We start from the raw sequence: 14,913 nt of genomic DNA on the forward strand, positions 1-14,913 counted from the left end.
TCATGGAACAACATCTAGAACAATCAACATTACATCCTCGCAGTAAAGGACAAACCATCCTGCTGATTGCTGGGATTTTACTCATTGCATTTAATCTACGGCCTGCCATTACGTCCGTGGGGCCTCTCATCGGCGCCATTCGTTCCGATTTACAGCTTTCAAATGGACTTGCGGGTTTTCTCACAACATTACCACTGCTCTCATTCGCATTGCTTTCTCCAATTGCACCTAAAATCGGAAAACGTCTTGGCAATGAACGAACCCTTTGGCTTGGGCTTGCTGTCCTTTTATTTGGGATTGTGATTCGCTCGTTTGGCACGATCACCTTCTTAATGATTGGAACCGCGCTTGTCGGTGTCGGGATTGCAATATGTAATGTGCTCTTACCGGGGCTCGTGAAGCATAAATTTCCTGCACATGCTGGATTGATGACGAGCGTGTATACGACCTCGATGTCCGTCTTTGCGGCACTTGCATCAGGTATCAGTGTTCCACTCAGTCATACGATGCCTGGCGGCTGGAATACATCATTCCTCGTATGGGCTGGCCTTGCTCTTCTCGCGATGATGGTCTGGGCGCCACAGCTTCTTCATCAGAACACAGCGGCCGTCAAAAGCATTTCGCTCACAGAGCAGCCGATATGGCGTTCACATGTCGCATGGCAGGTGACCTTTTTTATGGGGTTGCAGTCATTCCTTTTCTATAGCAGCATCGCCTGGTTTCCTGATATTTTAACATCACATGGAATGAACCTGTCGACAGCCGGCTGGATGCTGTCCATTATGCAGTTTGCTGGGCTGCCATCCACCTTTTTAACGCCTGTTTTTGCAGAAAAATTAAAAACACAAAGACCGCTTGTCTTCGGACTTGTCCTTGTGTATTTACTTGGCATGATCGGACTTCTTCTCGGAGGATCGACGCCTATTCTCGTGATCTCTGTTTTATTGATCGGTATTGGACAAGGTGCCAGCATCAGTCTGGCGCTCACATTTATCGGATTACGGACGACCAATATGGAGCAAGCCGCTGCCCTTTCCGGAATGGCGCAGTCTCTCGGTTATTTATTAGCCGCCGTTGGTCCGTTCATGATCGGTATCCTTTTTGATCTCACACATACATGGACGCCATCCATTATCATCTTTATCATCATCCTATTTTTCATGTTTTTATCCGGTATGCGAGCCGGACGAAGCGTCTATATTTCAGATCCATCATAAAAAAAGAACCCGCCTCCTCGTGAGACGGGTTCTTTTCTGCTTTATGCTTGTTCTGTCACATGAACCTTTAACGTTGCTTGTACCTCTGGATGAAGCTTCACCGGTACATTTGTGTAACCTAATGCACGGATGGCGTCATTCAGCTCGATTTTGCGCTTATCGAGTTTGATTTGATGATCTTTTTGCAATTTATCAGCGATTTGTTTGCTTGTAATCGATCCAAACAGACGACCGCCTTCACCTGATTTTGCAGTGAGCTCCACTGTTAACGCCTCAAGTGTCTCTTTTAGTTGCTTCGCTTGTTCAAGCTCTTGGATGGCATTCTTTTTCTCTTTGTTTTTCTGCCCTTCCAATGCGCTTAGGTTCGTTGGATTTGCTTCAACCGCTAACCCTTGTTTGATGAGAAAGTTGTGAGCGTATCCATCAGCTACATTCTTGACTTCGCCTTTTTTCCCTTTGCCTTTTACGTCTTTTAGAAAGATGACTTTCATCTTTGAACCCCTCCTTCGAAATATTCATCAATGGCAGCTTTTAACTGCTCTACCGCTTCTTCAATGGTTATACCATACATTTGGGTGGCAGCGTTAGTCAAATGACCGCCGCCATCTAACGCTTCCATGATAATTTGGACGTTGATATCTCCTAATGATCTCGCACTAATGCACACCGTGTTGTCATCTCGTCTAGCGACAGCAAATGACGCTTCTACCTCACTCATTGACAACAGAGAATCAGCCGTCTGGGCAATCGTAATTTGATCATAATACTCCGAGCTGTCTGACGGCAATGAAGCAATCGCCACCTGATTTTGATACAAATCTGTATGCTGAATGAGTTTTGCCCGTTTGATGTAATGATCAACTGTCTCTTTTAGGAATTTTTGCACAAGGACAGGATCTGCCCCCTTCGCACGAAGATAGGATGCTGCATCAAACGTTCTTGATCCCGTTCTCAGCGAGAAACTCTTCGTATCCACGATGATCCCTGCGAGAAGCGCAGTAGCTTCAATCATGTTAATACGCAATTTCTTCGGCTGATACTCTAGAAGCTCTGTCACAAGCTCTGCTGTGGATGAAGCATACGGCTCCATATAGACAAGTAATGGATCACGGATAAACTCTTCGCCGCGTCTATGATGGTCAATGACCACGATATTTTCAATCTTATTGAGCAGTCGTTCTTCCATGACGAGAGACGGTTTATGTGTATCCACGACCACAAGCAATGTATCATCCTCTGCAAGCTCCATGGCTTCCTCTGGGGTGATAAAACGTGACCAAAGATCTTCATAATTCTTAATCTCACTAATCAAACGTTGAACACTGTCACCAATTTGGTTGGCATCAATGACAATATAGCCTTCTTTCCCATTGGCCTGGGCGACCTTTAAAATTCCAATCGATGCACCGATCGAGTCCATGTCTGGGAACTTATGCCCCATGATCATGACATTTCCGCTTTCAGATACAATTTCTTTTAAAGCATGAGAAATGACTCGTGCGCGTACACGTGTCCGTTTCTCCATTGGATTCGTTTTCCCGCCGTAGAATTTCACTTTTCCATTTGGCTGCTTAATGGCTACCTGATCCCCGCCTCGTCCGAGGGCAAGATCAAGACTCGACTGCGCAAGTGCCCCAAGCTCTTTTAAAGAAGGAACGGACGCTCCAATCCCGATACTCAGAGTAAGTGTCGCACTATGCGCCCCTGTTTTCTCACGGACCTCGTCTAAAATGGAGAACTTCGACGCTTCAAGCTCTGCTAAGATGCTCTCATTTAGAACCGCCATAAATCGTTCAGACGAAATTCGCTTCAGGAAAATGCCATATTCTTGTGCCCAATTGTTTAACAGCGACGTCACTTCACTATTAATGGTGCTGCGCACCTGATCATCAAGACCCTGCGTGACATCATCGTAATTGTCTAAAAAGATATAAGATAACACCGTTCGTTCATTTTCGTACTGTCTTTCAATCTGCACCTGTTCCGTGACATCAAAGAAATATAAAAGGCGCTCTGACCGTTTAATAATGACTTTGAATTTCCGGTCATTCAGCGTCACATTTTCTGTATCGACCTCTTGTTTAATAAGAGGCACAACGGACTCGAATGTATCATACAAGGATCTGCCGACAAGCGTGCTTTCATGAAAGCACGAAGCGAGAAATGGATTTGTCCATTCGATATAATACTGGTCATTAAACAGCATAATACCAATTGGCATTTCCATTAATGCTTCTTCTCCAACCTTTTTGACTCGATAGGATAATGTTGAAATATATGAATCAATCTCTTTTTGCACTTGCGTATCTGCCCACTTTAAGAAGTAGAGCACACCTGCAAGAACGAAAAGACCAACCGCTCCTATGATCCAATTATAATAAAGGTTGAGGAGGACTGTGACCACCGCAAGGACAATCAAAGCGATGATCGGATACTTGATGACAGGTTTTCTATAGAAGCTTGGCACTGATATCAACTCCTCAACATTCAGAGTGAATTATTTGTTTTTTACTTTCTCTCTTAAATCAAAGCCTATGTCAGCAATCCCTATAATACGCACAATCACACCGACTGGCGGATAGAGAACCCCTAACACGATAGCGAAAATGGGCACCGCTTTTGAGATGCTTTTTTCGTGGCAATAATAGAAGATAAAGGAAAATCCCTGAATAAGCACCAGTATAAATAAAATTTGAAAAGCACTCGTTTGAACAAGCCATAAAAAGCTGCCTTTTTCCGTCTGAATCAGCATCAAAAGCAGTGTGAGTAAATAATACCATACCATGCTTTTTGGCAGCCGCATATCCTTAAATTTCTTCAAGACCGGCATGTCTTTGACAAACCGTTTGATCAGAGGCTGCACGAACCAGTGATTCACGAACGCCAGCAATGTGACACCAATTAACAGCGCTACAGGCAAAGCACTCAATGCAGCATCCTGCATCTCTCTGAACTGCTTCAGCTGCTTCGCAATGTTCTGCTCAGAAGCGCCGGATTGCTTTAAGACACTCTCTAACATCGAAATCATTTGTTCAACCGACTCTTTCGCGATACCCATGATATCGACTTGAAAAAGCTGAACACTGACAATAAAGGAGATAAGAAAACTGAATAAATAGATCAGCGCACCTGTAATGATGGCATTCCCAGGCTGCCTTCTGCTGTAGAAAACACCCATGCCTAATCCGGCAGCAATCAGAATTGGCGCACTCATGAGTCCAGCAAGAGACCCAATTAAAAAGCTGATCACTATCCCAATAGCGCCAGCAGCAATTCCTTTTTTCAAGCCGTGCCTGATTGTATAGAGGATAATCGGTATCGGAGCAGCTAGAAAGAAAATAATGGATAATAGCGGCACATACAAATAAAACAGCATCATGACAGAAAAAATACTGATCATGATAGCGCCCTCTACTAACGCTTTTGTTTGTTTCACACCTTCACCTCTATCCAATCCTTTTTCTATATCTTGCTCAATGTGTCCTTCTATGTATACGTACGATGTAAGCTACACCATGTCTTACCCCAACCTTTATTTTACCATAGCGGCAAATCGCAAGTAAAATGCAGGCTATCTTAGGAGCGTTTCACGTGGAACACCAATATAGATTCGTACATGCAACTTTTCAATCAGCATGTTACAATTTTTTAGATTATTCTTAGCTATAAACCCTGAATTCAAGGTCAAAAGCTGTTAGAATAGAAACATCATCAATAAATGTAAGAAGGAGAATTCACATGGGAAAAACACTCGTATTCGGACACAAAAACCCTGACACAGACACGATTTGCTCTGCTATCGCTTACGCTGATCTGAAAAACAAAATCGGCGTTCAGGCAGAAGCGGTCAGACTTGGAGAAATCAATGGAGAAACACAATACGCATTAGATTTCTTTAAACAAGAAGCACCTCGTTTCATTGAAACGGCTGCAAACGAAACAAAGCAAGTCATTCTTGTCGATCATAACGAATTCCAACAAAGTGTAAGCGATATTGATCAAGTACAAGTGACTGAGGTTATTGATCATCACCGTATTGCCAACTTTGAAACAAGTGAACCTCTTTACTATCGCGCTGAGCCTGTTGGCTGTACAGCAACAATCTTAAACAAAATGTACAAAGAGAACCAAGTGAAGATTGAAAAAGAAATCGCTGGTTTGCTTTTATCTGCAATCATTTCTGATTCCTTGCTATTCAAATCCCCAACATGCACACAGCAAGACATTGATGCTGCGCATGAGCTAGCTGAAATTGCAGGGGTAGATCCAGAAGTTTACGGCCTAGACATGCTGAAAGCTGGCGCTGACCTAAGCCAAAAAACGGTTCAAGAATTAATTACAATTGATGCAAAAGAATTTGCACTAGGCAATAGCAAAGTGGAAATTGCGCAAGTTAATACAGTAGATATCGCGGAAGTAACAGCAAGACAGGCTGACATTGAAGCGAAAATCAATGAAGTCATCGCAGCGAAAGGTCTTGATCTCTTCGTTCTTGTGATCACAGACATCCTAGAAAATGACTCCCTTGCTCTTGCACTCGGTACCGAAGCTGAAAAAGTAGAAAAAGCATTTAATGTCACACTTGAAAACAACACCGCTTTACTAAAAGGTGTTGTATCAAGAAAGAAACAAGTGGTACCTGCACTAACAGACGCACTTTCTTAATCAACACAACAAGACTGCTGACATGTTCAGCAGTCTTTTTTCTTCTTTTAATGAATGTACATATCGCTGACAAGAATATCCTTTAGCACACTTGTTGGAATCGTGAATTCAACTACACCCATGTAACCAGGTGCCACATCATATTCATTAAAGGAAATCACCAGTTTGCCTTTTGAATTGATATAGAAGCTTTGATCCGGCTTAATTTTCTTAAATGGATCCGCCATATCTTGCTTGCCAATCCAGTAAATCTTATTTGAATCCTCTTTCATCTGTTTCTTCATTTGATCTTTAATATTTTCACTAATGACATCTATATACCGATCATCTTTAAACAAGCTTGGTAATGTAATCAGTACATGATTTTTCTTATCCACCGTATCATATGTCATTTCCTCTGCCGCAGAAGCTTGAGTCGTCACCTTGTATCGACCTAACGAGAGAATTTGGTCATTGTTCGTTCTCACTTCATATCCGCTCTCTACACTTAAATGACCATTTTTATAACCCTTTGTTTCCTTTTCAAAATCTTGATACAGCTTTTTGTTTTCAGCTAAATATTTTTGATTCAGGCTGTCTTGTAATTTTCCGTCCCCAAGCCCTGAAACGTGTGGTGTTTTAAGGTCAATATTCGTTCCTTGATCACTCTTTTTAAATTCTGTGAATGTCACGACTTTCACCAGCTCGCCAATGACAGGCACCTCTGAAATGGCTCTTGCCGCCTGTGGACTGACATTAACTGTCGTGACAAATAGAGCAGCCGCAGCAACAAGTCCAATGGTCCATTGCTGAAAATGAGGTTTTTTGTTTTTTCGTTTCAACGTTCGTTCAACCATAGCATCATATTCCGGTGGAATAGGGATTTCTAAATATTCCTCTTTTAACTGTTCCAAATGCTTATCCATTTATATTTCCTCCTGCGATAATTCTACTTTTAAAAGCCGCAACGCCTTATATAATCTTGTTTTGATGGTGTTTTCGTTTTCTTCGAGAATATGGGCGATGTCCTCTAATTTTAAATCTTCAAAGAATCTCAAAATGATGATAACCCGGTACATCTCAGGCAAATCCTCTAGGGCTCGTCTGACATCTTGATCCTCATAGACATCTGACTCACCCTTTGACAAGAATTCGAGTGTGTCATCATCTGTCACTTGCACCCGCTTCTTTTTTCGTAAAAAGTCTAGGGCAGCGTTCACCACGATTTTATAAAACCAGCTATGCATCTTAGTCGCATCCTCTAATCGGTGAACAGATTTGAGTGCTTTATGAATCGCCTCTTGAACGACATCCATCGCATCCTCTGGGTTTTTGACATAACTATAGGACAATCGATAAAAACTGTGTTTATGCTCCATTACGTAATCAGCAAATTGATCCTCAATCTTTCGTTTCTTCATTTTACAAAGAGCTCCTTTATCTTAAATGCGCATCGGTTATTTCTTACAATGGATAGACGCGCGCCTTTGGAAAATAGTTTGCGCTCGGTTATTTTTTTAACATGTCATCCCATTTCCGTTTCTATACAAAAAGAGCGAACCAGACAGGTTCACTCTTTCAAAGCAGATATTGTTTGATGGACAAACTGTTTAAGTGGAGAAAGCGGATGAATGATCGGAACGCCTGTCTCCTCTTCCATCTGCTGTGCCGCATGAACCATCGATAGCTGCATCACGCAAATATCTCCGCTTTTTTTCATACATCTTCTGAGCTGCTTTTTGATTTGCTCCTCATAAGCCTGCATATCACCATTTAGGCAAAGGTGAAAGACATCCTCCATCACCATAACTTCTGCATCAATCTGTTTGCCGTGCTCTTTTGCATATGATTTAAGCCGCTTCATTGTCCCTTCCACTGTATCCGGGTTTGAAAACACAAGTTGAAGAGGCCCTTTTCCCTGACAAATCAGCTCAAATAACGGTTCATCGATCGGAACAATCGGTTGTTTAAAAAGATGCTGCTGATCACCCAAAGCGGCAATGTATTGTGTACACGTGAGCAGAATGAGATCGGCTTCATCTTCTTGCATCAATTTGTTGATGACATAGGCTTGCTGCTTGTGTTGATCAAAAGTGGGATCTTGTGTAGCGCGTTCTATAAATGATGAATCGACCGTGTGATAAAGCGCAATATCGGTATCGCCAAAAACATCTTCTATATATGACTGATTGGACGGATGGGCGTGAAGGCAGTGTAATCGAATCATCAGGTTCGCTCCTCGTGAAAGTTTTCAATCATTATATCAATCCTTGTATGAAATAGGGAGCATGATGACCATATTGTTAGGGAGATATTGAAGGAGGGATTTAATTGAAAGAAGAACAACACCCTAAACCATCTTCAGAGTCAGAAGACACTTTAACAAATCGGCAAGGTCATCCCGTAACAGACAATCAAAATATGAGAACCGTTGGAAATAGAGGACCAACTACGCTTGAAAACTACGATTTCCTAGAGAAAATCAGTCATTTTGATCGTGAACGCATTCCTGAACGTGTCGTCCATGCGCGCGGGGCCGGAGCTCACGGTTATTTTGAAGCCTATGGCACATTCGGTGACGAACCCATTTCCACTTATACAAGGGCAAAATTATTTCAGGAAAAAGGAAAAAAGACACCTGTTTTCGTTCGTTTTTCTTCTGTGATTCACGGCGGTCATTCACCAGAAACATTGCGTGACCCTAGAGGATTTGCGATTAAATTTTATACAGAAGAAGGCAACTGGGATCTCGTGGGGAACAACCTCAAAATTTTCTTTATCCGAGATGCTTTGAAATTCCCTGATTTGGTTCATGCCTTTAAGCCTGATCCTGTCACCAACCGTCAAGACGGCGAGCGTATTTTTGACTTCGTCTCGCAATCACCTGAAGCGACGCATATGGTGACATTTCTCTTCTCACCATGGGGCATCCCCGCAACCTATCGGCACATGCAAGGCTCAGGTGTCCATGCCTACAAATGGGTGAACCATGAAGGAAAAGCAGTGCTGGTCAAATATCACTTTGAACCGAAGCAAGGCATTCGCAACCTGACGCAAGAACAAGCTCAAGCGATTCAAGGAGAAAACTTTAATCATGCCACACAGGATTTGTATGAAGCCATTGAGCAAGGAGATCATCCTGAATGGGAGGTATATGCGCAGATCATGGAAGATGATGCCCATCCTCACCTTGACTTTGACCCGCTTGATCCGACAAAGCTTTGGTACAAGGATGACTATCCATGGAAACCGATTGGACGAATGGTGTTAAACAAAAATCCAGAAAATTATTTCGCAGAAGTCGAACAGGTCGCCTTTGGGACTGGCGTTCTCGTAGACGGTTTGGATTTCTCAGATGATAAGTTGCTTCAAGGGCGCACCTTCTCCTATTCTGACACGCAGCGATATCGTGTGGGGCCAAACTATTTACAGCTGCCGATCAATGCACCGAAAAAGCATGTGGCCACGAATCAAAGAGATGGGCAAATGGAATACCATGTCGATCAAGGCAAAGAGCAAAACCCTCATGTGAATTATGAACCATCGATCCTCGGCGGATTAAAAGAAGCCAAGCAGGATGGAAAAGATCATACGCCTTTTGTAGAGGGTGACGTCAAACGAGAAGCCATTGACCGCCCGAACAACTTTGGCCAAGCCGGAGAAACGTATCGCCGCTTCAATGATTGGGAACGTGAGGAACTGATTAAGAACTTAGTCAACACCCTTGCGACCTGTCAAAAGGACATTCAAGAGCAAATGATCGAAAACTTTACAAAGGCTGACCCTGATTACGGGAAGCGTGTCGCTGACGGCTTAAAAGCCTTCAAACAAGAACAGCCAAGCGGACCTATAGGCTCTACAGGCGCCGCACAAGCCGTGAACGAAGCGATTAACAACAGCACACCTTCAGATCCTTATTAAATAAAAAAGAATGCAGCACCTAGGCTGCATTTTTTTTGTATCCATCGATTAAGCGTTTTGACCTTTTTTGATCCATTCTGCCACATTGACTGTACGTTTTGCCTGATGTTTTGCAGCAGCTTCTGCATCCTCTTGGATCTTTCCATTTTGGTCAACAGTGACACTCACGCCGTAAGGGTTGCCCCCTGCACCGTATAATGAGTCATCTGTGTATCCAGGAGCGGCAATAATCGCTCCCCAGTGGAACATCGTTGTGTAAAGGCTAAGAATGGTCTGTTCCTGCCCGCCATTTGGGTTTTGTGCAGAGGTCATCGCACTCACTGCTTTGTTTGCCAATTTCCCTTGGAACCATAAGCCGCCAGTTGTATCTAAGAATTGCTTCATTTGAGCCGGCAAGTTACCGAAACGTGTCGGCATGCTAAAGATGATGGCATCTGCCCACTCTAAATCACTTAATTGAACCTCTGGAACATCCTTTGTTTCGTCTAAATGTGCTTTCCATGCTGGATTTGATGCTACAACTGCTTCTGGTGCCAATTCAGCAACCTTTAATACTTTCACTTCGGCGCCAGCTTCTTTCGCTCCAGCTTCAGCCCATTTTGCCATCTGATAGTTTGTACCTGTTGAACTATAATAAATAATCGCTAATTTTACGTTTTCCATTTGTTCCATCTCCTTTTGTTTGGTTTGCCCAAAAAGCTTCTGTAAAAATCCCACCTGTATTCCCCACCTTCATTAAAATTGACGACGATACCATAATGCTGCAGCATCGACTTCTTCTCTCGTTAGCTGATGCCCGCGATTTTCCCAATGTAGTGTGACCGAAGCGCCTGCGCCTTTCAGCAATTGCTCGAGCTCTTGTGATTCCTCTGGGCGGCACATTGGGTCATTTTCACCAGCTGCGATAAAGACTTGTTTCCCCACCAATGAAGGCAATGAAACTCCGCGTCTTGGAACCATTGGATGATGCAGGATCGCTCCTTTTAACGCATCTTCGTAATGGAATAAAAGACTTCCAGCAATGTTTGCCCCATTAGAATATCCGATAGCCACCACATTGTGACGATCGAACCCATATTCATCTGCTGCTTCTCCGATAAATGTATATAGTTCCTCTGTACGCTCAATTAAATCCTGCTCATCAAATACACCCTCTGCCAAACGCCTGAAAAAGCGCGGCATACCGTTTTCCAACACATTTCCTCTCACACTAAGAACGGATGCGTCAGCATCTACTAAATCGGCAAGCGGCAATAAATCTTCTTCCGTCCCGCCAGTACCATGCAGTAATAACAAAACAGGTCTTTGTTCATTCTTTCCTTTTCGAAAAAGATGCTTCATCATGAATCTCCTTTCCCTTTAATCTCTCTCACTTCTATTGGCAGCACAATTTGTTCAATCTGACTGCGCTGCGCCTCATATTGCGGTGGCAGTTTCAATGCTTCACCCATTGTTTCCACTGATTCATCGTGTGCAAACCCTGGAGGATCAGTCGCAATTTCAAATAATATGCCGCCAAGCTCTCTAAAATAAATAGCATTGAAGTAATTTCGATCTTGCACAGGTGTCACTTGATACCCGCTTTGCGCAATATGTCTTTGCCAATCTAATTGATCCTGATCATCTGTCGCTCTCCATGCAATATGATGCACAACCCCAACACCCATACGTCCGCGTGCAACAGGTGTCTTGTTCACATCAATCACATTGCCTATCTCACCAAACGAACGGAATCTCACATAGTCCTCTTCTGCTCCAACTCGTTCAAAACCCATTGTTTGTTCTAGCAGCTGCATCGTTTGCTCCGGCTGTGATGTTAACAAAACAGCTCCGCCAAATCCTTTTATCGCGACATCTGGTGTGACCCCGTTAAATGTCCACTCATTTTGTTTTCCCTCCGCTCGTTCTACTAGCTCAATCAACAAGCCGTGTGGATCTTCAAATGAGAGAAAGGCTTCATCAAAACGTTCAACCATTTCATAAGAAATATCAAACTGCTCAAGACGTTCCTTCCAGAAAGAGAAAGCGCCTGGCGGTACGACATATGTCGTCACGCCCACTTGACCTGCGCCAATTTGTCCCTTTTGTGCACCTGGCCATGGGAAAAACGTGATAATCGTCCCCGGAGATCCCCCTTCATTTCCAAAATATAAATGGTACGTACCCGGATCATCAAAATTAACGGTCTTCTTCACGAGACGAAGTCCTAAAACACCTGCATAAAAATCAACGTTCTCCTGAGGAAGACCTACAATTGCTGTGATATGGTGAATTCCTTCTGTTTTCTTCACTTCTAATGACCTCCTCATCATGAAGTACAAGCCTCTATTCATTATGTCTTTACTGACGTCTTTATATTATCTCGAATTCGAGATATTAAATCAAAAAAATATATTTATCTCGAATTAAGGATATGATGTTTTTAAATAAATGTCAACGGTTTTTGTTTTCCCTTTTAAAAAAGCAGGTCTGCTTTTTACATAACAGACCTGCTCTTCCTTGATTATTGCAGTAATTTTTTCTTTTTTAAATAGGCTTTCGCAACCTGAAATGCATCCTTACCTTTCACATTTACTTCATAATTCATTTCTCTCATCTCATCATCTGTGATTTGACCACCAAGCTTATTGAGAGAGGTCCCGATCTCAGGGAACTCAGTTAATGTCTCCTGTCTTAGCAGCGGTGCTCCTTGATATGGCGGGAAAACATGCTGATCATCATCAAGCACCTTTAATTTGTATTCCCTCAATTCACTGTCTGTCGAATACGCATCGACTAAATTGATATCTCCTTTTTGAATCGCTCGATACCGAAGCTTCGGTTCCATCGTCACCACATCGTCAAAGGAAAATTGATAGGTCTTTTGAATACCTAGATACCCATCCTGTCGATCAGAAAATTCCAACGTGAAGCCAGCCTTTATGCGATTCTTGATCTTGCCTAGATCTGAAATATTGGATACATCATATTGATCAGCCAGCGACTGAGGCACGGCTAAAGCATACGTATTGTTGTAAGCCATCGGCTCAAGAAGGCGGAGCTGAAAGGATGATTCCAAACCACGCCGCGCTTGCTCATACACTTTTTCTTTATCTGTGCTTTTCGCTGTTTGTTTGAGGAACTCAGAAATCGCAGTACCGGTAAACTCAGGATAAATATCAATATCACCAGACCGTAAAGCTTGAAAAACAAAGGACGTCTTGCCAAGACCAGGCTTAAGATTGACTTGAATATCCGTATCCTGTTCAATTAAAAGCTTATACATCGAGATCAGGATTTCAGGCTCTGATCCTAACTTTCCACCGATGGTGATTTCTTTCTTTTCTTGTTGAAACAGTAATGGGCCCGCGACAACTGCTCCTGCAATCACAGCAAAAACCGTCACAGAGATCACAGTCTTTTTAAAAGAGATTTTCTCAAAAGTGCGCAGCACCACATCAAATAAGAGTGCGAGTAAGGCAGCTGGTATAGCGCCAATGACAATGAGCGACATATCATTTCGATCAATTCCCAGCAAAATCAGACTTCCTAATCCCCCAGCTCCGATCAGTGCGGCAAGAGTGGCAGTTCCCACAATGAGAACCATCCCGGTTCTGATACCTGCCATGATTACTGGCATGGCCAAAGGCAGCTCCACCTTTAATAACCGTTTGCGGTGATTCATTCCCATGGCAAGCGCCGCTTCTCTCAGGGAAGGGTCGACCTCCTGAATGCCTGTATATGTATTTCTTAAAATAGGGAGTAAGGCATAGACGACAAGCGCAATAATGGCAGGCACTTGTCCAATCCCAACGAGAGGAATCAACAAGCCAAGCAGCGCGAGCGACGGAATTGTTTGCAAAACCGCCGTCACCCCAATCACCCACTCTGCAAGCTTTGGCACCCTCGTTAAATAGATACCTAATGGAATGGCAATCAAAATCGCTAAAAATAAAGCAATAAAAGAAATTTGAATATGCTCAAGTAAGGCGTGTCCCAATTGTTCTTTTCGGTCCAATAACACACTGATCCAATCATTCATGTGACTCGCCCCTCTCTCTAGGAGAATCAGCTAAAAACTGAATCACCGCTTGACGATTCACTAGTCCAATTCGCTCCCCATCCTTTTCCACAGCCAATTCCTCATGCTTTGCCAATTGGGATAAGACATCGTCCAGCGTGGCATGTGCTGTGATCGCTTCATAGCCTAAAAGAGCCTCAGGAGCCATTGGTCTAGCCATGGCCTCTAGCTCAAACGCTTGATGTCCCACATGGCGAGCAGCCCCTGAGACAAACTCCCGAACAAAAGCATTGACTGGGTGTTGAACCAATTCCTCTGGACGACCAATCTGCACCACTTTCCCTTCCTTCATGATACAAATTCGATCACCAAGCCTCATCGCTTCCTGCATATCATGCGTCACGAAGACAATGGTCTTTTGAATACGGCGCTGCAAATCAAGCAGATCATCCTGCAATTTCTCCCTCGTTAGTGGATCTAACGCACTAAAGGGTTCATCCATCAGGACAATCTCAGGATCAGCTGCAAGTGCACGTGCCACACCGACACGCTGCTGTTGTCCGCCAGACAGCTCTGACGGCTTTCGATGTCGATACATAGCAGGATCAAGCCCAACCATCTGCATCAATTCATCGACACGCTTATTGGTCTCATTCCGGCTCCACTGTTTGAGCTCTGGTACCACGGCGATATTTTCTTCAATGGTCATATGAGGAAAAAGAGCAATTTGCTGCAGAACATACCCAATATCCCAGCGCAGCTCATACATATCATAATCATTTATTTTTTGACCTTTTATGTAAATCTCACCTTCTGTAGAAGAAATGAGACGATTGATCATTTTCAATGTCGTCGTTTTCCCGCTTCCACTAGGTCCAATAAATACAAAAAATTCACCTTTCTGAATCTCTAAATCAACCGATTGAACGGCATAGCGCTCATCAGAAAATTGCATCGATACCTTCTTAAATTCAATCATCTTCCCACGCCCTGACTGCAATTATTTTCTAGACTATCAATATGACAGATTGACCCCGTATTTGTATAGAACAAACTGTCACTTTCTCTCTCTTTTACATACTTCCCCTAGGATGCCCGCCAAAAACAGCTCTAGCCAATTCGGATGAGATT

Annotated in this window: 14 protein-coding genes; 3 read left to right on the forward strand and 11 right to left on the reverse strand. The window is 43.2% G+C overall.

What is annotated here, in order from left to right; genetic code table 11:
* The first annotated feature begins 2 nt into the window (after positions 1-2).
* On the forward strand, positions 3-1,217 hold the full coding sequence (locus GKC25_RS18210; RefSeq protein WP_034660638.1) for a CynX/NimT family MFS transporter: 1,215 nt from the start codon (positions 3-5) through the stop codon (positions 1,215-1,217).
* Between the two features lie 41 nt (positions 1,218-1,258).
* Here the strand turns inward: GKC25_RS18210 and rplI are convergent, their stop codons facing one another.
* Genes rplI through GKC25_RS18225 form a run of 3 tightly spaced genes read right to left on the reverse strand, consistent with a single transcriptional unit; the run spans position 1,259 to position 4,653 of the window.
* Positions 1,259-1,708, reverse strand: a complete 450-nt coding sequence (rplI, locus tag GKC25_RS18215) for a 50S ribosomal protein L9 (protein WP_034323903.1) — start codon at positions 1,706-1,708, stop codon at positions 1,259-1,261.
* Positions 1,705-3,684: a DHH family phosphoesterase gene (locus GKC25_RS18220; protein ID WP_187704276.1), complete on the reverse strand. Its 1,980-nt coding sequence runs from the start codon at positions 3,682-3,684 to the stop codon at positions 1,705-1,707. The genes rplI and GKC25_RS18220 overlap by 4 nt, the downstream gene beginning before the upstream one ends.
* Positions 3,685-3,714: 30 nt before the next feature.
* Entirely contained in the window at positions 3,715-4,653 is a 939-nt protein-coding gene (locus GKC25_RS18225; RefSeq protein WP_342689873.1) for a YybS family protein, read from the reverse strand.
* A gap of 302 nt (positions 4,654-4,955) precedes the next feature.
* Here GKC25_RS18225 and GKC25_RS18230 point away from each other — a divergent pair, with 302 nt between their 5' ends.
* Positions 4,956-5,882, forward strand: a complete 927-nt coding sequence (locus GKC25_RS18230; protein WP_095286172.1) for a manganese-dependent inorganic pyrophosphatase — start codon at positions 4,956-4,958, stop codon at positions 5,880-5,882.
* A gap of 47 nt (positions 5,883-5,929) precedes the next feature.
* On the opposite strand, the gene GKC25_RS18235 is transcribed toward GKC25_RS18230, so the two are convergent.
* The 3 genes from GKC25_RS18235 to GKC25_RS18245 all read right to left on the reverse strand — a co-directional run bounded on the left by GKC25_RS18235 (position 5,930) and on the right by GKC25_RS18245 (position 8,088).
* On the reverse strand, positions 5,930-6,787 hold the full coding sequence (locus GKC25_RS18235) for a DUF3298 and DUF4163 domain-containing protein (RefSeq protein WP_106036341.1): 858 nt from the start codon (positions 6,785-6,787) through the stop codon (positions 5,930-5,932).
* A complete protein-coding gene (locus GKC25_RS18240) occupies positions 6,788-7,282 on the reverse strand; it encodes an RNA polymerase sigma factor (protein ID WP_034660642.1) in 495 nt (164 codons plus the stop codon).
* A 149-nt stretch (positions 7,283-7,431) separates the two neighbouring features.
* Positions 7,432-8,088: a hypothetical protein gene (locus GKC25_RS18245; protein WP_106038537.1), complete on the reverse strand. Its 657-nt coding sequence runs from the start codon at positions 8,086-8,088 to the stop codon at positions 7,432-7,434.
* 194 nt (positions 8,089-8,282) lie between these two features.
* On the opposite strand from GKC25_RS18245, the gene katX reads away from it, so the two are divergent.
* Positions 8,283-9,782, forward strand: a complete 1,500-nt coding sequence (gene katX / locus GKC25_RS18250; RefSeq protein WP_254637664.1) for a catalase KatX — start codon at positions 8,283-8,285, stop codon at positions 9,780-9,782.
* Between the two features lie 48 nt (positions 9,783-9,830).
* Here katX and wrbA read toward each other — a convergent pair whose 3' ends face one another.
* The 5 genes from wrbA to GKC25_RS18275 form a co-directional block, all read right to left on the reverse strand.
* Positions 9,831-10,445 (reverse strand): NAD(P)H:quinone oxidoreductase, encoded by a 615-nt coding sequence (gene wrbA, locus GKC25_RS18255; RefSeq protein ID WP_003215063.1) that lies wholly within the window; start codon positions 10,443-10,445, stop codon positions 9,831-9,833.
* 72 nt (positions 10,446-10,517) lie between these two features.
* Complete coding sequence (locus GKC25_RS18260) at positions 10,518-11,126, reverse strand: alpha/beta hydrolase (RefSeq protein WP_080869564.1); 609 nt, start codon at positions 11,124-11,126, stop codon at positions 10,518-10,520.
* The gene (locus GKC25_RS18265) at positions 11,123-12,094 is read right to left on the reverse strand and encodes a ring-cleaving dioxygenase (RefSeq protein ID WP_187704277.1); all 972 of its coding nucleotides are present in this window, start codon (positions 12,092-12,094) and stop codon (positions 11,123-11,125) included. Before GKC25_RS18265 ends, GKC25_RS18260 begins: the two co-directional genes overlap by 4 nt.
* 191 nt (positions 12,095-12,285) lie before the next feature.
* Entirely contained in the window at positions 12,286-13,803 is a 1,518-nt protein-coding gene (locus GKC25_RS18270; protein WP_034660646.1) for an ABC transporter permease/substrate-binding protein, read from the reverse strand.
* Positions 13,796-14,761 carry an ABC transporter ATP-binding protein gene (locus GKC25_RS18275; RefSeq protein WP_034660648.1) on the reverse strand — a complete coding sequence of 322 codons (966 nt, stop codon included), beginning with the start codon at positions 14,759-14,761 and terminating at the stop codon, positions 13,796-13,798. Before GKC25_RS18275 ends, GKC25_RS18270 begins: the two co-directional genes overlap by 8 nt.
* Positions 14,762-14,913: the final 152 nt, after the last annotated feature.

The sequence above is a fragment of the Bacillus pumilus genome (assembly GCF_038738535.1).
GTDB lineage: Bacteria > Bacillota > Bacilli > Bacillales > Bacillaceae > Bacillus.